The organism is Cytobacillus purgationiresistens (assembly GCF_030813235.1).
In the GTDB taxonomy this organism is placed as follows: Bacteria; Bacillota; Bacilli; order Bacillales; family Cytobacillaceae; genus Cytobacillus; species Cytobacillus purgationiresistens.
The window spans coordinates 20,134-45,745 of sequence record NZ_JAUSUB010000007.1 but is presented as its reverse complement, the minus strand read 5'-3'; the positions used below and the strand labels follow the sequence as shown (position 1 = coordinate 45,745).

The 25,612-nt window shown below is 38.7% G+C and carries 23 protein-coding genes; 20 read left to right on the top strand and 3 right to left on the bottom strand.

The features are described from left to right. The first annotated feature begins 40 nt into the window (after window positions 1-40). From ymfI to J2S17_RS09825, 16 genes are all read left to right on the top strand, one after another. Complete coding sequence (ymfI, locus tag J2S17_RS09900; protein ID WP_307474332.1) at window positions 41-763, top strand: elongation factor P 5-aminopentanone reductase; 723 nt, start codon at window positions 41-43, stop codon at window positions 761-763. A 208-nt stretch (window positions 764-971) separates the two neighbouring features. Next, window positions 972-1,217: a DUF3243 domain-containing protein gene (locus tag J2S17_RS09895; RefSeq protein ID WP_307474330.1), complete on the top strand. Its 246-nt coding sequence runs from the start codon at window positions 972-974 to the stop codon at window positions 1,215-1,217. A gap of 510 nt (window positions 1,218-1,727) precedes the next feature. Beyond that, window positions 1,728-2,519, top strand: coding sequence for a DUF3388 domain-containing protein (locus J2S17_RS09890; protein WP_307474328.1), 792 nt, complete (start codon window positions 1,728-1,730; stop codon window positions 2,517-2,519). Window positions 2,520-2,539: 20 nt separating this feature from the next. Beyond that, window positions 2,540-3,445 (top strand): helix-turn-helix domain-containing protein, encoded by a 906-nt coding sequence (locus J2S17_RS09885; RefSeq protein ID WP_370874990.1) that lies wholly within the window; start codon window positions 2,540-2,542, stop codon window positions 3,443-3,445. A 128-nt stretch (window positions 3,446-3,573) separates the two neighbouring features. Further along, a complete protein-coding gene (pgsA, locus tag J2S17_RS09880) occupies window positions 3,574-4,152 on the top strand; it encodes a CDP-diacylglycerol--glycerol-3-phosphate 3-phosphatidyltransferase (RefSeq protein WP_307474324.1) in 579 nt (192 codons plus the stop codon). A 20-nt stretch (window positions 4,153-4,172) separates the two neighbouring features. Further along, window positions 4,173-5,414 (top strand): competence/damage-inducible protein A, encoded by a 1,242-nt coding sequence (locus tag J2S17_RS09875; protein WP_307474322.1) that lies wholly within the window; start codon window positions 4,173-4,175, stop codon window positions 5,412-5,414. A 277-nt stretch (window positions 5,415-5,691) separates the two neighbouring features. Next, complete coding sequence (gene recA / locus J2S17_RS09870; protein WP_307474320.1) at window positions 5,692-6,735, top strand: recombinase RecA; 1,044 nt, start codon at window positions 5,692-5,694, stop codon at window positions 6,733-6,735. 521 nt (window positions 6,736-7,256) lie between these two features. Then, window positions 7,257-8,819, top strand: a complete 1,563-nt coding sequence (rny, locus tag J2S17_RS09865; RefSeq protein WP_370874989.1) for a ribonuclease Y — start codon at window positions 7,257-7,259, stop codon at window positions 8,817-8,819. Between the two features lie 222 nt (window positions 8,820-9,041). Next, entirely contained in the window at window positions 9,042-9,839 is a 798-nt protein-coding gene (locus J2S17_RS09860) for a TIGR00282 family metallophosphoesterase (protein ID WP_307474316.1), read from the top strand. 185 nt (window positions 9,840-10,024) lie between these two features. Then, entirely contained in the window at window positions 10,025-10,285 is a 261-nt protein-coding gene (gene spoVS, locus J2S17_RS09855; RefSeq protein WP_307474315.1) for a stage V sporulation protein SpoVS, read from the top strand. 218 nt (window positions 10,286-10,503) lie between these two features. Continuing rightward, window positions 10,504-11,427 (top strand): dipeptidase, encoded by a 924-nt coding sequence (locus J2S17_RS09850; protein WP_307474313.1) that lies wholly within the window; start codon window positions 10,504-10,506, stop codon window positions 11,425-11,427. Window positions 11,428-11,670: 243 nt separating this feature from the next. Beyond that, a complete protein-coding gene (locus J2S17_RS09845; RefSeq protein ID WP_307474311.1) occupies window positions 11,671-13,404 on the top strand; it encodes a 2-oxoacid:acceptor oxidoreductase subunit alpha in 1,734 nt (577 codons plus the stop codon). After that, on the top strand, window positions 13,405-14,271 hold the full coding sequence (locus J2S17_RS09840; RefSeq protein ID WP_307474309.1) for a 2-oxoacid:ferredoxin oxidoreductase subunit beta: 867 nt from the start codon (window positions 13,405-13,407) through the stop codon (window positions 14,269-14,271). Window positions 14,272-14,611: 340 nt separating this feature from the next. Continuing rightward, window positions 14,612-15,385, top strand: coding sequence for a hypothetical protein (locus J2S17_RS09835; RefSeq protein ID WP_307474307.1), 774 nt, complete (start codon window positions 14,612-14,614; stop codon window positions 15,383-15,385). Window positions 15,386-15,525: 140 nt separating this feature from the next. Beyond that, a complete protein-coding gene (gene miaB / locus J2S17_RS09830; RefSeq protein ID WP_307474305.1) occupies window positions 15,526-17,070 on the top strand; it encodes a tRNA (N6-isopentenyl adenosine(37)-C2)-methylthiotransferase MiaB in 1,545 nt (514 codons plus the stop codon). Window position 17,071: 1 nt separating this feature from the next. Further along, window positions 17,072-17,500, top strand: coding sequence for a YlbF/YmcA family competence regulator (locus J2S17_RS09825; protein ID WP_307474304.1), 429 nt, complete (start codon window positions 17,072-17,074; stop codon window positions 17,498-17,500). Between the two features lie 178 nt (window positions 17,501-17,678). Here the strand turns inward: J2S17_RS09825 and J2S17_RS09820 are convergent, their stop codons facing one another. The 3 genes from J2S17_RS09820 to J2S17_RS09810 all read right to left on the bottom strand — a co-directional run bounded on the left by J2S17_RS09820 (window position 17,679) and on the right by J2S17_RS09810 (window position 18,647). After that, window positions 17,679-17,915, bottom strand: a complete 237-nt coding sequence (locus tag J2S17_RS09820; protein WP_307474302.1) for a hypothetical protein — start codon at window positions 17,913-17,915, stop codon at window positions 17,679-17,681. A 39-nt stretch (window positions 17,916-17,954) separates the two neighbouring features. Next, window positions 17,955-18,197 (bottom strand): hypothetical protein, encoded by a 243-nt coding sequence (locus tag J2S17_RS09815; RefSeq protein ID WP_307474301.1) that lies wholly within the window; start codon window positions 18,195-18,197, stop codon window positions 17,955-17,957. Window positions 18,198-18,284: 87 nt separating this feature from the next. Next, window positions 18,285-18,647 carry a hypothetical protein gene (locus tag J2S17_RS09810; RefSeq protein WP_307474299.1) on the bottom strand — a complete coding sequence of 121 codons (363 nt, stop codon included), beginning with the start codon at window positions 18,645-18,647 and terminating at the stop codon, window positions 18,285-18,287. Window positions 18,648-18,912: 265 nt separating this feature from the next. Between J2S17_RS09810 and J2S17_RS09805 the strand changes: the two genes are divergently transcribed. The 4 genes from J2S17_RS09805 to mutL all read left to right on the top strand — a co-directional run bounded on the left by J2S17_RS09805 (window position 18,913) and on the right by mutL (window position 25,580). After that, window positions 18,913-19,458: an outer spore coat protein CotE gene (locus J2S17_RS09805; RefSeq protein WP_307474297.1), complete on the top strand. Its 546-nt coding sequence runs from the start codon at window positions 18,913-18,915 to the stop codon at window positions 19,456-19,458. 145 nt (window positions 19,459-19,603) lie between these two features. Beyond that, window positions 19,604-20,635, top strand: a complete 1,032-nt coding sequence (locus J2S17_RS09800; RefSeq protein WP_307474295.1) for a VOC family protein — start codon at window positions 19,604-19,606, stop codon at window positions 20,633-20,635. 223 nt (window positions 20,636-20,858) lie between these two features. Beyond that, window positions 20,859-23,486: a DNA mismatch repair protein MutS gene (gene mutS, locus J2S17_RS09795; protein ID WP_307474294.1), complete on the top strand. Its 2,628-nt coding sequence runs from the start codon at window positions 20,859-20,861 to the stop codon at window positions 23,484-23,486. A 189-nt stretch (window positions 23,487-23,675) separates the two neighbouring features. Then, window positions 23,676-25,580, top strand: a complete 1,905-nt coding sequence (gene mutL, locus J2S17_RS09790; protein WP_307474292.1) for a DNA mismatch repair endonuclease MutL — start codon at window positions 23,676-23,678, stop codon at window positions 25,578-25,580. The last annotated feature ends 32 nt before the right edge of the window (window positions 25,581-25,612 follow it).

Genomic DNA, 25,612 nt, shown 5'->3' with positions numbered 1-25,612 from the left:
GATATTATGATGATATTTGTAAATAAATGGGGTAATATTAATGAAAAAATTTGCTTTAATCACCGGAGCGAGCGGTGGAATCGGCCAAGCAATTGCTCTAAACTTGGCAGAACAGGGCTACTCCCTATATCTCCATTATAATCAAAATCAGGTGGAAATGGAAAGGCTGTTAAAAAGGCTTTCCTTATTTAATGGGGAGTTTATCCCAATCCAAGCTGATTTATCTGAGAAAGGTAACTATAAAAAGGTTTCGGATAATATCTTTTCTATTGATGTGATTGTTCACTGCAGCGGTGCCAGTCACTATGGGCTTTTTACTGAATTAGAGGATGAAACGGCAGAGATGATGTTCAATCTCCATATGATGAGCCCTGTATTATTAACGAAGATGCTTTTGCCAAAAATGCTGAACAAGGGAAAGGGCAGCATTATTTTTATATCATCTATATGGGGGCAGACTGGCGCTGCCTGTGAGGTTATTTACTCCACTGTAAAAGGCAGTCAAAATGCATTTGTCAAAGCCTTAAGCAAAGAAGTAGCCTTAAGCGGCATCCGCGTAAATGCTATCGCACCTGGTGCAGTGGATACTGTAATGATGAGCGGATTTACAAATGAAGAAAGAGCGGAGATTGAAAATGATATTCCCATGGGAAGAATCGGCGTGCCTGAGAACATTGCCGATGCAGCAAGTTTCCTTATTTCTGATAAAGCATCCTATATTACAGGACAAGTCATTGCTGTTAACGGTGGATGGTATACATAAATTGTGTTGTCATGCTTAAAAATGTTGCATATTTTCCTCCTTCTAGAAGCAAAATAATATCGTACGATACCAACGTCTAGCTGCGGTGGCTAGCCCCTCAAGCTAAAAAAGCCAGCTCGAATAGTAGGTGGTTTAAGACCTGAGGTTCTGTCTTATGCTTGTAGGGCAAACAAGTCACCTCCGCATTTCAAACTTAGGAGGTAAAAATATGTCTGTACTTGATAACTGGCAACAGTGGAAAGATTTCCTTGGTGATCGCTTACATCAAAGTGAAGAGCAGGGAATGAATCATTCAACTGTAAATGAAATTGCTTATGAAATCGGTGATTACTTAGCAAAGCAAGTGGAACCGAAAAATGATCAAGAAAAAATCCTTGCAGATTTATGGTCAGTAGCGGATGAGCAAGAACAACATGCCATTGCAAATTTAATGGTAAAGCTTGTTCAAAAATAAAAATAAATATTTGATAGCACAAGCGGCCTTTACATGCATAGAGGCCGCTGCTTTTATTAGCTTTTTGTCCCCTTTTTCTATCCCTTTATTACTGCACCGTTTTAATCTAATTCATGCAAGAATCGACTTCATTTTACTCATTATTCAAACAACTTGAAGGTGCAAATTGAGGAATCGCTCTTTTTTTTAATGTAACAGGGATTTTCCTTTCATCTTTAATAGAAATCATATATTATAGAACCTAGAAGAAATAAGGTAAAAATAGGTCATGAAGAGATTTCTAGTAAATGTCTCGTTTAAGCTGTATTCATTGAGAATAAAATTAACTTTAACTTTCTTTTTCTATAAAAGCATTTTTACATTTTTTGATAGGGACGCTGCTGGGATCTAGACTCTTGAGGTTAAAGGTCAAGGTGGAATGGAAGGTAAAGAACACCTTCATTTCCTTCTCGCCTTAAGCTTGTCGGGGCTGAGCGAGGCCCTTCTGCATTTTCAGTTAGGAGGGGTATGATGGAGAAGAAGGAGTGGTATTTTGAGTACGAGATTCAAAAGAATAGACCCGGCTTGTTAGGGGATATTTCATCTTTACTCGGAATGCTTTCTATAAACATTGTGACAATCAATGGTGTGGATCAAGGCAGAAGGGGAATGCTGATTTTAGCCAAGGACGACAGGCAGATTGTTCGGCTCGAATCCATCCTTAACACCATGGATACCATTAAGCTAATTAAACTTCGTGAGCCTAAGCTAAGAGACCGATTGGCGGTAAGACATGGAAGATACATACAAAGAGATGCTGATGATAAAAAGACCTTCAGGTTTGTAAGAAACGAGCTTGGACTGCTGGTTGATTTCATGGCTGAATTGTTTAAGCAGCAAGGACATAAACTAATTGGTATCCGCGGTATGCCTCGGGTAGGGAAAACTGAGTCAATCGTTGCATCCAGTGTATGTGCAAATAAGCGATGGCTGTTTGTTTCATCTACTTTATTGAAGCAAACGATTAGGAATCAGTTGATCGAAGATGAGTATAGCGATGACAATCTATTTATTATTGATGGGATTGTTTCGACTAAACGTGCAAATGAACGTCATTGGCAACTTGTCAGGGAAATCATGAGACTTCCCGCTATCAAAGTAATAGAACATCCTGATATTTTCGTGCAGAACACGGAATATACAATCAACGACTTTGACTATATTATAGAATTACGTCATGATCCTGATGAAGAAATTAAATACGATATTGTAGAAAAAGGAAATATATTCTCCGAATCTGAATTTGGAGGGTTTGATTTTTAGTTAGTTGGAAGGTGTTAGTGTTGACAGAACTCGGAAATCGATTAAAAGAAGCTCGTTTGGCTAAAGGTATGAGTCTTGACGATTTACAGACAGCGACGAAGATTCAAAAAAGATATCTAGTCGGAATAGAAGAAGGTAATTACAGCATGATGCCCGGCAAATTTTATGTGCGAGCATTTATTAAGCAATATGCTGAAGCGGTGGGGATTAATCATGAAGAGCTGCTTGAAGAATTTAAGAGTGACATTCCTTCAAGTATGAATGATGATATTCCTGAAAAGCTTTCAAGAGTGCAAACACGTAGAGACATATCAGGCAAGGCTTCAAAGTTTTTTGATATTTTACCAAAAATCCTAATTGTCGTTTTTATTATTGGAGTGATTGCCGTTATCTACTATTTTGTAGAAAAAGGTGCATCTAATAATTCAAAAGTACCTGCTGAACAAAAAGATACACCAGGTGCAATTGTTGAAAATAATTTACCAGATGATGATGCAAAAGATGGATCAGATGGTGAGAAGAATGATGAGAATACAGAAGACGAGGCAAATGATGGAACGGATGCACCTGATGAAAATGCTGAAGACTCTAAGCAGGAAATTAAGTCTGTTGAAACTTCAGGGAAAAATTCCGTATATGAACTAACAAATTCGGATACATTTGAATTAAAGCTTGTTTCAACTGGTGAGACGTGGGTTAGCATCAAAAATGGAAAAGGGTATTCCTTCTTCCAAGGGATGCTGATAAAAGATGGCACTGATAGCGAAACCGTCGATTTGTCAAATGAATCAGAAGCATTACTGGTCATTGGAAACTCCAGTGCAACGGAAATCTATATTAACGATGAGAAAATAGATTATGCTGTATCACCGACAAATCATGTGAGTCAAAATATTACCATTCGCTATGTGCCTACCGATGAATAGTCATCATTTTTGATGACTATTTTCGCGTTTGTGTACTTTATTCGCTATAGTTAACATGTCACCATCTGATTCAATGAATGATTTATGTTTGTACATAATTGCTTTTACAACATTAATGGAGGTAAGTCATGAATCTGCCTAATAAAATCACTGTTTCACGAATTCTACTTATACCAATATTTCTTGTCATCATGTATGACCCATTTGAATGGGGATATATGACCTTTATTGGTGCCGATATGCCTATCGCTCATTTTGTTGGCGCGTTAATATTCATTATCGCATCAGTGACCGATTGGATAGATGGATATTATGCCAGGAAATATGATTTAGTCACGAATCTTGGTAAGTTTCTAGATCCGTTAGCTGATAAACTGCTTGTATCGGCTGCGCTAATCATTCTCGTTGAATTAGGGATGGCTCCTGCCTGGATTGTCATCGTTATCATCAGCCGAGAATTTGCCATTACTGGTCTTCGTCTTATTTTAGCAGGTGAAGGGGAAGTTGTTGCAGCTAATATGCTAGGGAAAGTTAAAACATGGACACAGATTATAGCGGTTTCTGCTTTGCTCTTACATAATACAATCTTCGTCATGTTTTCCGTTCCATTCGCTGATATTGCCCTTTGGGTCGCACTGATATTTACGGTTTGGTCCGGGGTGGATTATTTCATAAAAAACAAGCATGCATTTATCAATTCTAAATAGTGGATTGGAGAGAGTATAGTATGAATGCAGAAATTATTGCTGTTGGTTCCGAATTATTACTTGGGCAAATTGTGAACTCCAATGCACGTTTTATTTCGAGACAATTAGCTGATTTAGGTATTAATGTCTATTATCATACGGTTGTAGGCGATAATACTGATCGGTTGAAGTCTGCGATAGAGGTGGCAGAAACACGTGCAGATTTATTAATATTCACTGGTGGATTAGGTCCAACCAAAGATGATTTGACTAAGGAAACGATTGCTCGTCATTTAGAAACAGAGCTTGAACTGGATAATGATGCACTGGTATCTATTGAAGAGTATTTTGCACGAACCAGGAGGACGATGACAGAAAATAATAAAAAGCAGGCTTTAGTTCTGAAAGGTTCTAAAATATTGCAAAATGAACACGGTATGGCTCCAGGTATGCTTTATCAAGGAGAGCAGCATAAATATATGCTGTTGCCTGGACCGCCAAAGGAAATGGAGCCAATGTTTCTTAAATATGGACATTCAGCACTTCAGCTAAATAAAGATGATGAAGAAGTGATTATGTCGAGAGTGCTGCGCTTCTTTGGAATTGGAGAAGCGATGCTCGAAACTGAAATCATGGATATTCTGGATGCTCAGGACAACCCGACCATTGCGCCACTTGCTGGCGATAGTGAAGTGACCCTTAGGCTGACAGCGAAGCACGCCCAATCGCAAACCGCATTGGAAATGTTAAATGAAACAGAGGAGAAGATTCTTTCTCGCGTTGGTACTTATTTTTATGGCTATGACGATACTTCGCTTGTAGCTGAGCTTTCAAAGTCATTAGTAGATAATAAGCTCACGATTGCAGCTGCGGAGAGCTTAACAGGCGGTATGTTTCAAAAGGAATTCACTTCCATTGCTGGAGCTGGCTCGCTTTTAAAGGGCGGCGTGGTATGCTATACCAATGAAGTAAAAGCGAAAGTCTTAAAAGTAAAGCACAAAACAATTGAGAATGATGGGGTTGTCAGTGCGCAATGCGCTGCAGAGCTTGCAGAGAATGTAGCTGACATCATGAATGCTGATATTGGAATCAGCTTTACCGGTGTGGCTGGGCCAGATGAACTGGAAGGACATCCAGCAGGGACGGTATATATCGGACTCTCTTTAAAAGGCCATCCTACTAAAGTAGAAAAGCTTAATTTAGGAGGAGGAAGAGCGGCTGTTCGCACACGATCAGTGTTATATGGCTGCCACTTTCTATTAAAAATGATGAATGAAATGTAAAAGGGAAAAATCAGAATCTGACTGGGTTCTGATTTTTTTAGTTATAATCAGATTTCCATCATTTTTACGATTTTCTACTATTTTCATATTGCGAAAATGAGAAATTTGCAGTGGGAAATGAGAAAATTGGGTGTATCAGCACGCTCTAAAAAAAACGAATGAATGTTCGACTTTTTGCTCGACAAATGAAATAAAAACGTTTATAGTAAAGATAAGATTTCGTATGAACAAGTTCTAAACGAAGATACATTTGTTAGAATTAGAGGAGGATAAATAAGTGAATGATCGTCAAGCTGCCCTTGAGATGGCGTTAAAGCAAATAGAGAAACAATTTGGTAAAGGTTCTATAATGAAACTCGGTGAACAAGCGGAGAAAAGGATTTCAACAATCCCAAGCGGTTCATTAGCACTGGATGCAGCCTTGGGTGTAGGCGGATATCCAAGAGGCCGTATTATTGAAATTTACGGACCTGAAAGCTCGGGTAAAACAACTGTTGCCCTTCATGCCATTGCCGAAGTACAGGCATCAGGTGGCCAAGCTGCATTTATTGATGCAGAGCATGCGCTTGATCCGGTCTATGCACAGAACCTTGGTGTGGATATCAATGAATTACTTTTGTCACAGCCTGATACGGGTGAGCAAGCTTTAGAGATTGCTGAAGCATTAGTGCGAAGTGGTGCAGTGGACATTCTTGTCATTGACTCAGTTGCTGCTCTTGTTCCTAAAGCGGAAATTGAAGGTGAAATGGGAGATTCTCATGTGGGACTTCAAGCGAGACTAATGTCCCAAGCGCTCCGTAAATTATCTGGAGCGATTAATAAATCTAAAACAATCGCCATCTTTATTAACCAAATTCGTGAAAAAGTAGGCGTTATGTTTGGTAACCCGGAAGTAACCCCTGGTGGACGCGCATTAAAGTTCTATTCAACTGTTAGGTTGGAAGTGCGTCGTGCTGAAGCATTGAAGCAAGGGAATGAGATTGTCGGTAATAAAACGAAAATAAAAGTAGTGAAAAATAAAGTTGCGCCTCCATTCAGAGTGGCAGAAGTAGATATTATGTATGGTGAAGGAATATCGAGAGAAGGGGAAATCATTGATTTAGGCTCCGAAATCGATATTGTTCAAAAAAGCGGATCATGGTATTCCTATAATGAAGAGCGCTTAGGACAAGGCCGGGAAAATGCTAAGCTGTTCCTTAAAGAAAATGTTGATACTCGTCTGGTCATTCAACAGCAAATTCGAGACTATCACGGTCTAGATGCGGTTAAGCCAGTTAAGGATGAAGAGGACGAACAAGAAAAATTTGAGTTAGTCGATTAATTTTTCATCTTGAAAAGTCCAATCAAAATGAAGCAATGCCCATAGTGGTTTTGCTTCATTTTTTTAAAAAATTTGCATCATTATACATACATAGATCTAATTTCAGACACTTTCATTATTTTTTATCGAAAAAAAGGAAGAATCCCCTGATATTGCAAATGAGAATAATGGAAATATTAAAAATGGCATATATGACAACTACTTGACAATAAATTTTCGCACCTTTACAATTAAACTTGTATATTTTACATTTTTTATATGTAAGAAAAGTAAATTTGTTAATGGTTAGACATATTGTCTTCTCACCTAGGGGTTGCTTGGAATCAGGCAGCGCATCTTGAAATTTTTTGACAAATGGTTGTTTGAAAAAGTATTTGTAATACCCTGGGAAGTACAGTCTTGTACTTACAATTTAAAGATTGAAACGTTGAAAAGCCAAAGTGCTGTATATTGAACTGGACAATATGCATGCCAACACTTTAGAAACGTAACAAAACAAGTTCATAGCAAGAGGAGGTGAAATGATGGGACTATTAGATATCATCTCCATTTTGCTTGGCCTAATCGTCGGTGCTTTTGTTGGCTATTTATTTCGAAAATCCGTTACTGAAGCAAAAATTGCAGGTGCTAGAGGCGCCGCTGAGCAGATTTTAGAAGATGCTAAGCGGGAAGCGGAAGCCTTGAAAAAGGAAGCACTGCTTGAAGCAAAGGATGAAAATCATAAGCTTCGCACAGAAGCGGAACGTGAAATTCGTGAACGTAGGAATGAACTGCAAAAACAAGAAAATCGTTTATTGCAAAGAGAAGAGAATCTTGATCGAAAAGATGATACGTTAGATAAACGTGAATCTATTTTAGAGAAAAGAGATGACACTCTTAGCAAAAGACAACAGCATATTGAAGAGATGGAAAGCAAAGTGGACATAATGGTACAGTCTCAGCAAGCTGAGCTGGAACGAATCTCAGGATTAACCCGTGAGGAAGCTAAATCCATCATTTTAGAGCGAACAGAACAAGAAGTGGCTCACGATATTGCCATAATGGTAAAAGAAAGTGAGATAAGAGCGAAGGAAGATTCGGATAAAAAGGCAAGAGAAATCTTGTCATTAGCCATTCAAAGATGTGCAGCTGATCATGTTGCTGAAACAACAGTGTCAGTCGTCAATCTTCCAAATGATGAAATGAAGGGTCGGATTATTGGTCGAGAAGGCCGAAACATCCGTACACTCGAGACATTGACTGGGATTGATCTCATCATAGATGATACACCAGAAGCGGTTATTTTATCAGGCTTTGACCCTATTCGTCGAGAAACAGCTCGTTTAGCATTAGACAAGCTTGTTCAAGATGGTCGAATTCACCCAGCACGAATTGAAGAAATGGTGGATAAAGCTCGCCGTGAAGTAGACGAACACATCAGAGAGATTGGTGAACAAACAACCTTTGAAGTGGGCGTCCATGGACTGCATCCTGATCTAATTAAAATTCTTGGCCGCTTAAAATTCCGTACAAGCTACGGACAAAATGTGCTTAAACATTCCATGGAAGTAGCGCAATTGTCAGGAATGCTTGCTGCTGAATTAGGTCAAGATGAAATATTAGCACGCCGTGCAGGATTATTACATGATATCGGTAAGGCGATTGACCATGAAGTAGAGGGAAGTCATGTTGAGATTGGTGTAGAACTTGCTACTAAGTATAAAGAGCATCCAGTCGTTATCAACAGTATTGCTTCACATCATGGCGACTCAGAACCAACATCGATTATTGCTGTTCTCGTAGCGGCAGCAGATGCGTTGTCTGCAGCAAGACCTGGAGCTAGAAGAGAGACGCTCGAAAATTATATTCGTCGTCTTGAAAAGCTTGAGGAAATCTCCGAATCGTACGATGGTGTTGAGAAGTCATTTGCAATTCAAGCTGGACGTGAGATTAGAATCATGGTTAAGCCTGAACAAATTGATGATCTTGAATCACATCGGCTTGCAAGGGATATCCGTAAAAAGATTGAAGAAGAGTTGGATTACCCTGGACATATTAAAGTAACGGTTATCCGTGAAACAAGAGCCGTTGAATATGCAAAATAAAGCGATGCTTATGCATCGCTTTTTTTTTGTGGTCCTTATGAAATTTAATGTTTGTGTGATAAGATACCGGCTGCAATTCAGCGGTCACATTTTATATTTTTGTAAGTTGTGATATACTCCTTGGAGCATGTTCATTGGCTTCCAGATTGCTGGCTAAGCTGATTATTAGATTATAATGTATGTTAAACTATAGAAAATCGTAGAGATAGAAGGGAATTTGCAATGAGATTATTGTTTGTAGGAGATGTTGTCGGCTCTATTGGCCGAGACATGATTAAAGAATATGTTCCGAAGTTAAAAGAAAAGTATCGTCCACAAATTACGATTATTAATGGTGAGAATGCAGCAGGTGGCAGAGGGATTACGGAGAAAATCTATCGTGAATTTCTAGAATCGGGTGCACAAGCGGTTACACTTGGTAATCACACTTGGGACAATAAGGAAATTTTTGATTTTATTGACCAAGCAAAGTATTTAGTTCGTCCAGCAAACTTTCCTGAAAATAATCCGGGGAAAGGCCTAGTGTACATAAAGTACAATGCTGAGGAAATAGCGGTAATCAGCCTTCAGGGTCGTACATTTATGCAAACAAGTGATTGCCCTTTTGCTAAAGCTGAGGAGCTTATACAGGAAGCGAAAGAAAGAACTTCCATTATTTTTGTGGATTTTCATGCGGAAGCGACAAGTGAAAAGCAAGCAATGGGATGGTTCCTAGATGGAAAGGTTACTGCTGTCATTGGCACACATACACATGTGCAAACAGCTGATAATCGCATCTTGCCAGGAGGAACAGCATTCATGTCAGATGTCGGAATGACGGGTCCTTATGATGCGATCCTTGGTATGGAAAAGGAAGCTGTCTTAAAGAGATTTACTACCGGATTGCCAGTTCGCTTTGAAGTTCCAAAAGATGGCCGCTCACAATTAAGCGGTGTAATCATTGATCTTGATATGAAAACAGGAAAAGCTAAGAAGATTGAACGTATCCTGATTAATGATGATGTTCCTTTGTATTCGTAATCAGTAGATTGTTAAATCATTGAAGCCTTACATTCCTAAATAATCGCAGTTTCCTCTCTTTTTTTTACCCAAGCTGGAATATGTCTTTTTAAAGATGAATATAGTAGCAATGGAAAGATATATTGTAACCTGATGAACTCGATTACAGAGTATTCAGGAGGGGGAAAAATGAGGAGGAGCTAGGAATGGACATATTAAAAGTTTCAGCAAAATCTAATCCTAATTCTGTAGCTGGTGCGCTTGCTGGTGTCCTGCGAGAAAGAGGGACAGCAGAAATCCAGGCAATTGGTGCAGGTGCATTAAATCAAGCGGTTAAAGCTGTAGCGATCGCAAGAGGATTTGTAGCACCTAGCGGAGTGGATTTAATTTGTATCCCTGCTTTCACTGATATTTTGATTGACGGGGAAGAGAGAACAGCCATAAAATTAATTGTTGAGCCTCGTTAATGAACAGGTGATGGCTGTTTTGCATCTTAGAGAGATAATAAGCATTGATCACAGTATACTCCTGTGACAACGCAAAACATAAAAAATGAGAGAACCTGTTTGCGGGAGAAGCAAATGGGTTTTTTCTTTATATGATGCCGATTCATGAGGCAGATAGATCCTTGCTATTCTTATCAAAGATAGGCATTTTTACACTATAGTAAATGAGGGGGAGACAAATGAAAATATTTGATGCTCATTGTGATGTTTTATTAAAAATGTTTATGGATCATACGATCAATTTTAACGATTCTGCAAAATTACAAGTAAACCTTGAAGGACTAAATGAATCTGGAGTAAAAGTTCAAATGTTTGCAATCTATGTACCTGAAGCCATTCATCCTGAATTGAAATTTAATGCAGCCTTACATATGATAGATATTTTTTATGAAAAGATATTGAAACCTTTTTCTAAGATGAAGTTAATTAGAACGAAGGAAGATTATGAACAGCTAACTGAAGGTGAGATTGGCGCCATATTGACATTGGAAGGCTGTGATGCCATACATGCAGATATAATGAAGTTAAAGACATTAATAAGATTAGGTGTCACTTCAGTGGGGCTGACGTGGAATTATGGTAACAGTGTGGCAGATGGTGCTTTGGAGAAAAGAGGTGGTGGCCTATCAAGATTTGGTAAGGAGGTTGTAAACCTTCTAAACGAAAGGAAGGTAAAGTGTGATGTCTCACATTTATCAGAAAAAGGGTTTTGGGATGTGATGGAATGGAGTGCTTTACCATTCGCTTCACATTCAAATTGTTTTTCATTATGTAAGCACGCCCGTAATCTTAAAGATGAACAGATCAAAGCTCTTATAGAAAAAGATAGTGTTTTGGGTATAACCTTTGTTACACATTTTCTCTCTATGGATGAAAATGTGACTCTCTCTCATATCATAAATCATATCGATCATATTTGTGAGTTAGGAGGGGAAAATCATGTGGGCTTCGGATCGGATTTTGATGGGACAGACAGAGAAATCAAGGGTCTTGAAAGTGTCCGCTATTATGATCATCTTATGAACGAGCTATTAAAATATTATTCGAATGAACAAGTAAGAAAATTTGCTTTTAATAATTTTTCTAGAATGTTTTTCAGATGATGATAGAGGGTGAATCAGTTTCTTGTAAGTAGAAATCATTGATTATTCTTAACAATCAAAAAAATATCGTAAATCTACCTATTAATTATACTGAAACACTTGCATTTTTATACACTTAGGTCTAGAATTGAAAGCGTTTAGTACATTAAAAATAACAAAATTATTATAGGCCTTACAGATGTTTCCTTAGTTGTAATAGGTATCATTTACATATTTTTTATAGTATTTAAAGGGGTGTAAGACATGGTTAAACAACTTTCGTGGAAGGTTGGCGGGCAACAAGGAGAAGGGATTGAGAGCACCGGTGAAATCTTCTCTATTGCTTTGAATCGCCTTGGCTATTACTTGTATGGATATCGTCACTTTTCATCACGTATTAAAGGCGGACATACTAATAATAAGATTCGCGTAAGCACAACTCAAACTCGGTCAATATCTGACGATTTAGATATACTAGTGGCTTTTGATCAAGAAACAATTGATGTGAATTACAAGGAGCTGCATGAAAATGGCATCATCATTGCAGATGCTAAATTCAATCCGAATAAACCGGAAGATACAAATGCGGTCATGTTTTCAGTGGCTTTCACACAAATGGCAACAGACCTTGGAACTTCATTAATGAAAAACATGGTTGCAGTAGGTGCAACTTGTGCTGTAATGAATCTGGATATAAAAGTATTTGAAGAAGTTGTTGGGGAAATCTTTGGACGTAAAGGCCAGGCAGTAGTTGCTAAAAACATGGAAGCTATTCAAGCTGGATTTGATTTTACAAAGGAACAGCTAGGGGCAAATGCTGGTTCAATGGAACTTGATAAAGCAGACGGTAAAAAGCGGATGTTTATGATTGGCAATGATGCCATCGCATTGGGTGCTATTGCTGCTGGAAGCCGTTTTATGGCAGCCTATCCAATTACACCTGCTTCAGAAATCATGGAATATCTGATTAAGAAATTACCTGATTTAGGTGGCACAGTCATCCAGACAGAGGATGAAATTGCCGCCGCTACAATGGCAATTGGAGCAAACTATGCCGGAGTAAGGGCTTTTACTGCATCGGCTGGACCAGGACTTTCATTAAAAATGGAATCTATCGGCCTTTCTGGTATGACAGAAACACCGTTGGTTATTATCGATACACAGCGTGGGGGACCATCAACGGGATTGCCTACTAAGCAAGAGCAATCTGACTTAATGGCAATGATTTATGGGACCCATGGTGAAATCCCTAAGATTGTTTTAGCGCCAAGTACAGTGCAGGAAGCATTCTACGATACAGCAGAGGCGTTTAACTTGGCTGAAGAGTACCAATGCCCAGTTATCTTATTATCAGACTTGCAATTATCATTAGGCAAGCAAACGGTTGAACCATTAGAATTTGATCGTGTAGAAATTCGTCGTGGTAAGCTGCAGACTGAACTGCCTGAAATAGAAAATAAAGAATACTTCAAACGCTATGAAGTGACTGAAGATGGCGTATCTCCTCGTGTTGTTCCTGGGATGAAATTTGGTATTCATCATGTAACTGGAGTTGAACATGACGAAACCGGAAAACCATCAGAATCTGCTGTGAACCGCAATATCCAGATGGATAAGCGTTTCCGTAAAGTAGAAAATATCAAATTTGATACACCAGTTTATAAAAATGCTCCACATGAAGAGGCAGATGTACTTTTGGTTGGTTTTAATTCAACTCGTGGTGCGATAGAAGAGGCAATGGAAAGAATCGAGGCAGATGGGATTAAAGTAAATCACGCACATATCCGCTTGATTCATCCGTTCCCAGCAGACGAATTATCAGCATTAGTTCAATCTGCTAAAAAAGTTGTAGTTGTCGAAAACAATGCAACAGGTCAGCTGGCAAATATCATCAAGATGAACGTTGGCTATGCAAATAAAGTTGTGAAGTTTAATAAGTACGACGGGAATCCTTTCTTGCCGCACGAAATTCATACAAAGTGCAAGGAGTTGTTCTAAATGGCTACATTTAAAGATTTTCGTAATAGTGTAAAACCTAACTGGTGCCCAGGATGCGGAGATTTCTCTGTCCAAGCGGCAATTCAGCGTGCAGCAGCGAACATTGGCTTGGAGCCAGAAGGCTTGGCTGTTGTTTCAGGCATTGGATGTTCAGGAAGAATTTCCGGATATATTAATTCTTATGGCTTCCATGGCATTCACGGGCGTTCTTTACCGATTGCCCAAGGTGTGAAAATGGCCAATAGGGATTTAACAGTTATTGCTTCAGGTGGAGATGGTGATGGATTTGCGATTGGAATGGGCCATACAATCCATGCTATACGCCGAAATATTAATGTCACCTATATCGTTATGGATAACCAAATTTATGGGTTAACCAAAGGTCAGACATCTCCTCGTTCTGCAACTGGTTTTAAAACGAAATCAACGCCTGAAGGTTCTATTGAACAAGCGATTTCACCAATGGAAATGGCTTTAACGGCTGGTGGAACATTTGTTGCACAAAGCTTTTCAACTGACCTGAAGGATTTAACAGCGTTGATCGAACAAGGAATCCAGCACGAAGGCTTTTCATTGATTAATGTATTTAGCCCATGTGTTACTTATAATAAAATCAATACTTATGACTGGTTTAAAGAGAATTTAACGAAGTTGAAAGACATAGAAGGCTATGATTCTTCTAATCGTGAACAAGCAATGCAAACATTGATGAAGCATGATGGTCTTGTGACAGGTCTTATTTATCAAGATACACAACGCAAATCTTATCAGCAAATGCTAAACGGCTATTCAGAAACACCGCTTGCTACTGCTGATTTAAAGCTTGATCAAGCCTACTTTGATAAGCTGTTAGAAGAATTCAAGTAAAAAGAAAAGCGGAGGTGGCTCGCCCAGGTGCGACAAGCTTAAGAAAGGTTAAGCGGAAAGGCTGTGCTTTGCCTTTCTGATTGCTCTTTCTTAAGACCTCGAGCACCTAGCCACTGGAGCTAGATAAAAAGAAAAGCAGAGGTTGGCTCGCCAAGTTGCGACAATTGTTTTGTGGAATGCAATTTTCATATTTGCGAGCTTTAATCGCTTTGTCATAAGCCTTGGAAGTTTCGGTTATTAGAGCTATAAAATTAAAATATTTATTTTTGCTTACCACAGATATTGATTCTGTGGTATTTTTTGTGATTCTAGCGCTTTTTATCTGTTTTACGCCGTTCAGTTGATTTCAGATAAGAATCCCGCGCTTTCTAATCTGTTTTACTCCGTTCACCTGATTTCAGATAAGAATCCCACGCTTTCTAATCTGTTTTACTCCGTTCTGTTGATTTCAGATAAGAATCCCGCGCTTTCTAATCTGTTTTACTCCGTTCTGTTGATTTCAGATAAGAATCCCATGCTTTCTAATCTGTTTTACTCCGTTTACCTGATTTCAGATAAGAATCCCGCGCTTTCTAATCTGTTTTACGCCGTTCTGTTGATTTCAGATAAGAATCCCGCGCTTTCTAATCTGTTTTACGCCGTTCTGTTGATTTCAGACAAGAATCCCACGCTTTCTAATCTGTTTTACTCCGTTCAGTTGATTTCAGATAAGAATCCCGCGCTTTCTAAGCTTTTTTACTCCGTTTACCTGATTTCAGATAAGAATCCCGCGCTTTCTAATCTGTTTTACTCCGTTCAGTTGATTTCAGATAAGAATCCCACGTTTTCTAATCTGTTTTACTCCGTTTACCTGATTTCAGATAAGAATCCCGCGCTTTCTAATCTGTTTTACTCCGTTTACCTGATTTCAGATAAGAATCCTGCGCTTTCTAATCTGTTTTACTCCGTTCAGTTGATTTCAGATAAGAATTCCACGTTTTCTAATCTGTTTTACTCCGTTCAGTTGATTTCAGACAAGAATCCCGCGCTTTCTAATCTGTTTTACTCCGTTTACCTGATTTCAGATAAGAATCCCCCGTTTCCTTATTTGGTCACAAAGGGTAATGTTATTTAAGAAAGGGTTTGGGGGCAGGCAGGATATCTATTGTTTTCAACTGTATAAGGCTTTATACTATAATAATGTGTGTATCTATTGATAATTAGCGTTTGTAACATTGGTGAACGCTTTTAGTAATGAAGAAAGGGGCATGAAAAATGAATGAGAAACAACGAGTAGAAGGACAACAAGTGCAAACAGTTAATCCTTCGGACAAAAAATCCGGAAAGGATTATAGTAAGTACTTTGAATCAGTATATACTGCGCCATCCTTAAAGGATGCCAAAAAACGAGGAAAAGAAGAAGTTCAATATCATAAAGATTTTGACCTGCCTGAAGAATATCTTCTTATGGGAAAAGGGCGTAAATTTTATATTCGTACATATGGTTGTCAAATGAATGAGCATGATACTGAAGTAATGGCAGGTATATTCACCGGACTGGGATATGAATCAACAGATTCGGTTGAAGATGCAAATGTTATTTTGTTAAACACTTGCGCCATTCGTGAAAATGCAGAAAATAAAGTGTTTGGTGAGCTTGGACATTTAAAGCATTTGAAAAAAGAAAATCCAGATCTTTTAATCGGGGTTTGTGGATGTATGTCGCAAGAAGAATCGGTAGTCAAAAAAATCTTGAAGACTTATAACCAAGTGGATATGATTTTTGGAACTCATAACATTCATCGTTTGCCGAATATTCTTCATGAGGCTTATATGTCAAAAGAGATGGTATTGGAAGTATGGTCAAAAGAAGGGGATGTCATTGAAAATCTCCCTAAAGTCCGTCGTGGTAATATTAAAGCATGGGTTAATATTATGTATGGCTGTGACAAATTCTGCACCTATTGCATCGTACCATATACACGTGGAAAAGAAAGAAGCCGTCGTCCTGAGGATATTATTCAGGAAGTGCGCCAGCTAGCTGCCGCGGGTTATCAGGAAATCACTTTACTTGGGCAAAACGTAAATGCATATGGGAAAGACTTCGATGATATCAAGTATGGACTCGGAGATTTGATGGATGAAATGCGTAAAATAGACATTCCTCGCGTCCGGTTTACAACGAGTCATCCCCGTGATTTTGATGATTATTTGATTGAGGTTTTGGCAAAGGGAGGAAACCTTGTCGAGCATATTCATCTTCCGGTTCAATCGGGATCAAATGATGTCCTAAAAATCATGGCTAGAAAATATACAAGAGAGCAATACCTTGAATTAGTTGGAAAAATAAAAGCAGCTATCCCTGATGCCACCTTTACGACAGACATCATCGTTGGTTATCCGAATGAAACGGAAGAGCAATTTGAAGAAACAATGTCACTTTTCCGTGAAGTTGGATTTGAAGCAGCTTATACATTCATATATTCTCCACGTGAAGGTACTCCTGCTGCAAAAATGACGGATAATGTACCAATGGAAGTTAAGAAGGAAAGATTACAAAGATTAAATGCGCTCGTCAATGAGTTTTCTGCCAACTCGATGAAAAGATATGCAAATCAAACAGTTGAAGTGCTCGTTGAAGGTGAAAGCAAGAATAATCCTGACACATTGGCTGGTTATACAAGAAAGAATAAGCTCGTCAATTTTAAAGGATCGAAAACGTCCATTGGCAAAATAGTTAAAGTGAAGGTTACAGATGCAAAAACATGGTCTTTAACAGGTGAAATGGTAGAAGAACAAGAGAGGCTAGAGGTGAACTAAAATGGCTAAATATACAAAAGATGATATCGTAGGACGTGCAAAAGAGTTAGCGATTATGATTTCTGAAACAGAAGAAGTAGATTTTTTCAAGCGAGCAGAGGCGCAAATTAATGACAATGAAAAGGTTAGCAAAATCATTTCACAAATTAAAGGCCTTCAAAAACAATCAGTTAACCTGCAGCATTTTGGCAAAGAAGAGGCTTTAAAGAAAACTGAGGCTAAAATTACTTCATTAGAAGAGGAATTGGATGCCATTCCGGTTGTTCAGGAATTCAAGCAATCACAAGTAGATGTAAATGAGCTTTTGCAAATCGTGGCATCAGTAATTTCGAATACGGTTACAGATGAAGTCATCACATCAACTGGTGGAAACCTGTTGAGCGGTGAAACAGGCTCTAAATTGAAGGGGTCTGACTGCAGCCATCACTAAATCATTCAATAAATCAAAAAACCTGACCCTATTTAATTGGGTCAGGTTTTATTATGAACTATCAAGGAGCTTGGGTATTAATTGTTATTTCTAAGCAATTGTACAGCGTTTAGAAATTCCTTGCGATAGTCCTGCTGATCTTTAAGAGAAAATCTTAATGTTGATAGCAGAGATTCATTTAATATTTTAGTTCCATTGTCCTTAGGTCCAAAAAGTTAAGAAGGAAGGTGTAGACTAAAAGCAATGTCGAATAGTTATCAACATAGGTTAAGTTAATCGCCCGGCCACCATGACCGCCTGCGACATGTGTATTAACGGCTGGACCTTTTTCAACTGCCTGTTTGATGAATTCTTCAGTAAGCCCCAGTTCTTTTAATAATTCAGGATTAAAGTTCATATTTTGCGAATGCTCCAAATTATTTCACTCCCTTCTTTTTGGACGTTTCATCTAATCCTAAGCGTCGTTGTTTGCTAGTTGATCATTATGCTGAACGACAATATTGTTAGCGTCTCCGCCTTTATTGATAATAAATTGAGAGGCAAGGACTGCAACTGGTGCTGCTACAGCTGCAAGGCAACCTACTGCAACTGGGATCGCAGTTTGAGCGTTAGTTAATGCTCCGTGCTTGTGCAGCAAATGTGAAAAATTCTGTTTCGTCACCGCTGCTAACACTGTTATGGCTATCAATTTCCTCATTCTCTCTGACTTTTTTTATTTTTCTGCATTTATTCGATAATATAAAATCACCTCCTCATATTGGAATTATTACTTCATGCCATACTATTAGGAGTTGCTGTTATTATTGTTTAAATTTTTTAGGTCCGCTAGACCAAGATCAAAGAGTGTGTTTCCGTTAATTTGTACTCTTACACGGTTATCGCTTGTATCAATAACAAGAACCAAATTGTTAAGATCCATGTTTGGAATACCGCCTGTTGTAGAAATTAATGGCGATTGTCCCAATCCACCTGTTAAATTGCTCAATGGGTTTGCACTTCCAGCTGCATCTGCCCCTGGCATGCTGCTGCCCATATCTCCTACTAGGTTTGAGAAGATGCCGTTGAAAGAACTCAATACATTTTTGGTCATGTTATCTGCAAATGCTTTGGCTTCATCTCCTGCCAGTTCCTTACCGTTGACACTCACCTTAAATTGTTCATTTTTACTTCATATCTGGATAAACCCCTAACAAAAAATAAGTAATATATGAAGAAATTCATTTAAAAGAAGAAGTGGTTCATCATCCGTATTTTTGGGTTGTTGCACAGTACAACCGGAACATTCGCCCTCTTCTGGCATAGTATAAATCATGCCAATACTTTTGCATTCTATTCAGTCACAAATATGTCGCACACTAGTCTAATATCCCGCATAGGATGAAGTGAAAAAGAATGAGGAGGGTTCGCTTGCAATGGGAGACTATAGAGAGATAATTACAAAGGCAGTCGTGGCGAAAGGACGAAAATTTATACAGTCCACTCATACGATATGTCCTTCACACCATCCGTCAAGTATTCTTGGCTGTTGGATCATAAACCATAAGTACAAGGCGAAAAAGGTGGGTAATACTGTAGAAATAAAAGGCAGCTATGACATTAATGTCTGGTATTCCTATAAGGATAATACACAAACAGAGGTAGTCACTGAATGTGTAGAGTATACCGATGTTATTAAAGTCAAGTATCGCGATGAAGATATTATCGATGATATTGAAGTCATTGCCCGAGTACTGCAGCAGCCTAATTGCTGTGAAGCTACAATTTCCAAGAATGGAAATAAGATCATTGTTAATGTTGAAAGAGAATTTCTTGTAGAAGTAATCGGCGAAACAAAAATTTGTGTGGCTGTCCATGACCCATGTGATTGTGAAGATGATGAAGAATGGAGCTTGGATGTAGATGACGAGGAATTTGAGGATTTAAACCCCGATTTCTTGGTCGGTACAGAAGAAGAATAAAGGCTAACTAGGAGGTTTTGCTTCCTAGTTTTTCTTTTTTACATATTTCACAGGGCGATTGACTGATGAAAGACTACTCCATTTGACGGAGCTCTTTTAGTTTTTTCTTCATTATAATGTACTTATTCTGGTGAGGGGGAAAAACATGAGAATTTATGAACTGAGACTGCATTGTAGGCATTTTGAACAAATGAAGGATTTCTATGTGAATATACTGGAAATGGAATTAATTACTGAAACGGATCAATTTTTTTCGTGCATGGCTGGTACAACGAAATTGATTTTTGAAAGAAGTCAAACACTGCCTTTTTATCATGTATGCTTCCGCACAAATGGTAATTTTTTTGATCATATTTTTAGTAACTTAGGCAAAGCAAGTGTTTTGCTGGCAGACGAAAATGGAAGCTACAGTATGTTTTGGAAGGGGAAGCAAGCCTATTTTTCTGACCCTGATGGAAATGTGATTGAAATGATTGAAAGAGGACCTCAGCCTGGAATAAAAGGCTGGCTGGATATTGGGGAGGTAGGCTTGGCGGTAGATGACGTCGGACACTTTCAAGAAACAATGGCTCCTTTCATAAAAAATGAATTTAACTCGAGTAGTAATCATTTTGCTTTCTATGGCGACCAACTTGGTGTGTTCGTCATTGTAAAGGAAGGACGGCATTGGTATCCAACAAAACTTCCTGCAACTAAGTCTCCGCTAACGATCACTGTAGCTGGTGAGGAAGAAAATACTTTCAATTATGAAGGATATAGAATCATTGTAAAAGAAGAATGGAATCATCCCGCAGCAGCTGCTCAATTCAGAATAGCAAGGCCCACGAATCAAATGGATAAAATCATTGAGTTTTACGAAGCGGGGCTTGGGTTAAATAGGATAGGTGAATTTCAATCCGCACGCTATCTTGGGTTGATGCTTGGACTTCCTGATCAAACGTATCATCTTGAATTTACTCAAAGCACAGAGAAAACAGAGCTTCCAATTCCTTCTCATGAATCTTTACTTGTTTTCTACATTCCGAATAGGGATAAATGTGACGCTCTCGTAAATAGACTCAGGGTCATGGGTTATCCTGATGTGGAGCCAGAAAATCCATACTGGGGCAAGGGCGGAGTAACATTTGAGGACCCTGACGGCTGGAGAATTGTGTTAATGAATACTGTCGGGATATAAATTACTTTGTACTTGATTCTTTAATATTCTAAGTTTATTTAGCTGAAGACCTCCTAATAAAAATGTTGGGAGGCTTTTCTTTTTAGCAAAAATGGAAGGAATTTTGATACAAAGAACTAGGGGTATACAACTGAAGGTTCGTGGGCAGCTATGTTATAATGAAAGAGATGTTTTAAACTAGAACAGCAGATAAAATAGATTATTAGAAAAGTTGGAGGATAATATGGCAGCAGCATATACGCCTATGATACAGCAATATTTAAGAGTAAAGGCAGAATACCAAGATGCCTTTTTATTTTTTCGTCTTGGAGATTTTTATGAAATGTTTTTTGAAGATGCAATCAACGCTTCTCAGGAGCTGGAAATTACTTTGACAAGCAGAGAGGGAGGTTCTGAAGACCGCATCCCTATGTGTGGTGTCCCTTACCACTCAGCTCCAAATTATATTGAGCAATTAGTAGAAAAAGGTTATAAAGTAGCTATTTGTGAGCAAACAGAGGATCCTAAGCAAGCAAAGGGTGTCGTTCGACGCGAAGTGGTGCAGTTAATTACCCCAGGAACAATGATGGAGGGTAGGGGACTGAATGAAAATGAGAATAACTTTATCGCTTCGATCACCTCTTTTAAAGATGAAACATTTGGCTTTATTTACAATGATTTATCCACTGGTGAAACAAAGGCAACGATTCTGACGGAGGGGTTTGATGCGGTACTAAATGAACTATCTCTATCTGGTGCAAAAGAGATTGTTATTTCTTCAGATTTTGAAGGTGGATGGCAGAAGAAGATAAAAGAACGTTCGATTATGACCATTTCAATTGAAGATGAGATTGAACCAAAGGAAGGTTTTTTGCCTTTGCTTACGGACTTAACTCAGGATAAGTTAAGGAAAACGGCTTCTCGTCTATTTAATTATCTTTATAGAACTCAGAAAAGAAGTCTGGATCATTTGCAAAATGTTTCTCTATATCAAATCAATCAATTTATGAAAATAGACTATTTTTCTAAAAGAAACTTAGAATTAACTGAAACTATCCGTTCTAAAGGAAAAAAAGGTTCATTGCTTTGGCTGCTTGATGAAACAAAAACAGCAATGGGTTCGAGGCTTCTAAAACAATGGGTTGATCGTCCACAGATTGATGAAAAAGAAATTACGCGTCGTCATACTGTTGTTGAAACGCTGATTACAAATTTCTACGAACGCGAAGAAATTAGAGAGAAGTTGAAGGAAGTATATGATTTAGAACGGCTTGCGGGCAGAGTAGCCTTCGGGAATGTAAATGCAAGAGATCTCGTTCAATTAAAAAAATCACTACAGCAAATTCCATCCTTAAAAGCAATGGTAAATAACTTACCAAATGAGATTGTAAGTGCAGAAGCTGAGCGACTGGATGGCTGTGAAGAAGTAGCAGATATTCTTGAACAAGCTATTGTGGAAAATCCTCCTCTTTCAATAAAAGATGGGAATTTAATTCAAGATGGCTATCACGAAGAGCTGGATCGTTTTAGAGATGCTACGCGAAACGGAAAGACATGGATTGCACAACTGGAAAAACAGGAAAGAGAAAAAACGGGAATAAAATCACTAAAGGTAGGCTATAATCGCGTATTTGGCTATTATATTGAAGTGACAAAATCGAATTTGCATTTATTAACAGAAGGCCAGTATGATAGGAAGCAAACACTTACAAATGCAGAGCGATTCATTACACCAGAGCTTAAAGAGAAGGAAGCACTTATTCTGCAAGCTGAGGAAAAAGCAGTCGAGCTTGAATATCAGTTGTTTGCAGAAGTAAGGGAACATATTAAAGGTTATATCCCACGTCTGCAAAAACTGGCAAAAATAATCAGTGAGATAGATGTCCTGCAATGCTTTGCTGTAGTGAGTGAGCAAAGGCACTATGTAAAACCATCTTTTTCTAAAGAAAGAAAAATTGTCCTAAAAGACGGCAGACATCCAGTTGTGGAAAAAGTGATGAATGCACAAGAATATGTACCAAATGATTGCTATATGGATGGAGAACGTGAAGTCCTGTTAATCACTGGACCAAATATGTCTGGTAAAAGTACTTATATGAGACAGGTGGCACTTACAGCCATCCTAGGGCAAATTGGCTGTTATGTTCCGGCTTCTGAAGCGGTGCTGCCGATTTTTGATCAAGTATTTACGAGAATAGGTGCAGCGGATGACCTGATTTCCGGACAGAGTACATTTATGGTGGAAATGTTAGAGGCAAAGAATGCGATTGTAAATGCCACGCAGGACAGTTTAATTCTGTTCGATGAAATTGGCAGAGGTACTTCCACCTATGATGGAATGGCATTGGCACAGGCAATCATCGAGTATATTCACCATCGCATAGGTGCAAAGACCTTGTTCTCGACACATTATCATGAGTTAACAGTTTTAGAAGAATCGCTTGAGCAATTGAAGAACGTCCATGTCAGTGCGGTTGAGCAGAATGGGAAGGTTGTTTTCCTTCACAAGATCAAAGAAGGTGCAGCGGATAAGAGCTACGGAATTCATGTTGCCCAACTTGCTGAACTGCCAGAGGAATTAATTGTGAGGGCAAATGAAATTCTTATTGGATTAGAACAAACAGGTAAAGAACCAGGTCAAAAAACTATTCCAATACTGAATCCACCCAATGAATCGATGGCAGAACCGAAACAAATTCAGGAACCAAAAGGGCAGCTCTCTTTCTTTGAAGAGCTAAAGATTGAGAAAAAGCAGACTTTCAACGTAAAAGAAAAAAAGGTAATCGAACAATTGAAAACGCTGGAAATTTTGGATATGACCCCAATGGAAGCTTTGAATGCATTATATGAACTTCATAAAAAATTAAAATAAACGTATCAACTTATCTAGTGGCTGAATGAGACTTTTGTGCATTTCGAATAGTCAGTTGCAGGGTCAAGCCCCTTTAGGTTTTAAGCTACGGAGGAATGGAAGGTAAAAAACCACCTTCATTTCCCCTTCGTCTTATGTATGTCGGGGCTGAACAAGGCTCTTACGCATTTCAATATGGAGGTGATTTTAATGAGGAAGATATTTCAACTTGATGATGCACTTTCTAATAAAATCGCTGCTGGTGAAGTGGTTGAAAGACCAGCGTCTGTTGTAAAAGAATTAATGGAGAATGCCATAGATGCAGGAAGCACTATTATAGAAATAGAATTAGAAGAAGCGGGTTTGGCAAGCATTAGAATCATTGATAATGGAGATGGGATTGCTGAAGAGGATGTATTGACAGCCTTCCATCGCCATGCGACTAGTAAAATAAAGGATGAAAATGATCTATTTCGTATTAGAACCTTAGGGTTTAGAGGTGAAGCACTACCCAGTGTTGCTTCAGTTTCCAGACTTGAGATGAAGACCTGTACAGGTGACGAAGGTACACGCGTTGTTCTCGAAGGCGGTAAGGTTGAAGTCATGGAGAAGGCAGCTAGCCGGAAAGGTACGGATATTATAGTTACGGATTTGTTCTTTAACACGCCAGCGCGCTTAAAATATATGAAAACGATTCATACAGAACTGGGCAACATTACTGATTTGGTCAATCGTCTTGCTCTTGCCCATCCAGAAGTGGCAATCAGACTCATTCATAATGAGAGGCAACTGCTGAAGACGAGTGGAAACGGGGATGTCCGTCAAGTATTAGCAGCGATTTATGGTATGAATATTGTGAAAAAAATGGTGCCTGTCATCGCAGAATCACTAGATTTCAAGGTTAGCGGATATGCCGCTCTGCCAGAGGTAACACGAGCTTCCCGCAACTATATTTCTACAATGATTAATGGACGATTTATTAAGAATTATTCTCTGGCTAGAGCTGTACAGGAAGGTTATCACACGCTTCTGCCAATCGGTCGCTACCCTATTGTTCTGCTAAATATTGAGATGGACCCGATTTTGGTCGATGTGAATGTTCATCCATCGAAGCTAGAAGTACGCCTCAGCAAGGAACAGGAATTAAACGAGCTTGTTTCCTTAGCGCTTAAATCAGCTTTTAAGAAGGAGGAGCTCATTCCAGCAGGCTATGTGGCTCCAAAGCCAGAAAGACCGAAATCCGAGCAGATTTATTTAGATCTTGATCATTTGCCGGAGAAGAAGAAGAGAGAAGAACAAATAGCTACAAATAATAGTATCCAGACATTTATTAGAGAACCCCAGTATTTTAAGGATCAGCCTGTGGATTCATTACCAGTAGCTGATGAGAATAAAGACTCTTCTTTTATTGGTGATATTGGTCATGGTGATGATTCTGTAGATGCATCTCATCTCTTTCAAAAGGATGAACCTAGAGCGGGCAATCTTCCTTTAGTGGCTGAACATGAAGATGTTCTTTCTGTAGAGCCGTCCCGGGTTCCTCCAATGTACCCAGTCGGGCAAATGCATGGAACATATATCTTTGCCCAAAATGATAAGGGGTTATATATCATTGATCAGCATGCGGCTCAAGAGCGTATTAAATATGAATACTTTAAGGAAAAGGTAGGGGAAGTGGATAGTGAACTGCAAGAAATGCTTTTGCCTCTTACCTTTGAATATTCGACAGATGATGCAATAAAGATCGAGGAATATAAACATGAATTGGAGAAGGTTGGTGTGTTCCTCGAGGAATTCGGCCATAACAGCTATATTGTCCGTTCACACCCGCAATGGTTCCCAGCAGGGGAGGAACAGGAAATTATTGAGGATATGATTGAACAGCTTCTTTCAATGAAAAAAGTAGATATTAAAAGGCTGAGAGAGGAAGCAGCTATTATGATGAGCTGTAAAGGCTCAATCAAGGCCAATCATCATTTACGCAATGACGAAATCCAAGCCTTACTTGATGAGTTAAGACAAACGAACGATCCGTTTACATGTCCGCATGGACGTCCGATCATCATTCACTATTCGATTTATGAGATGGAAAAGATGTTTAAACGAGTAATGTGATAGAAAAAAGAGCTGCTAACCGATTATTTTCT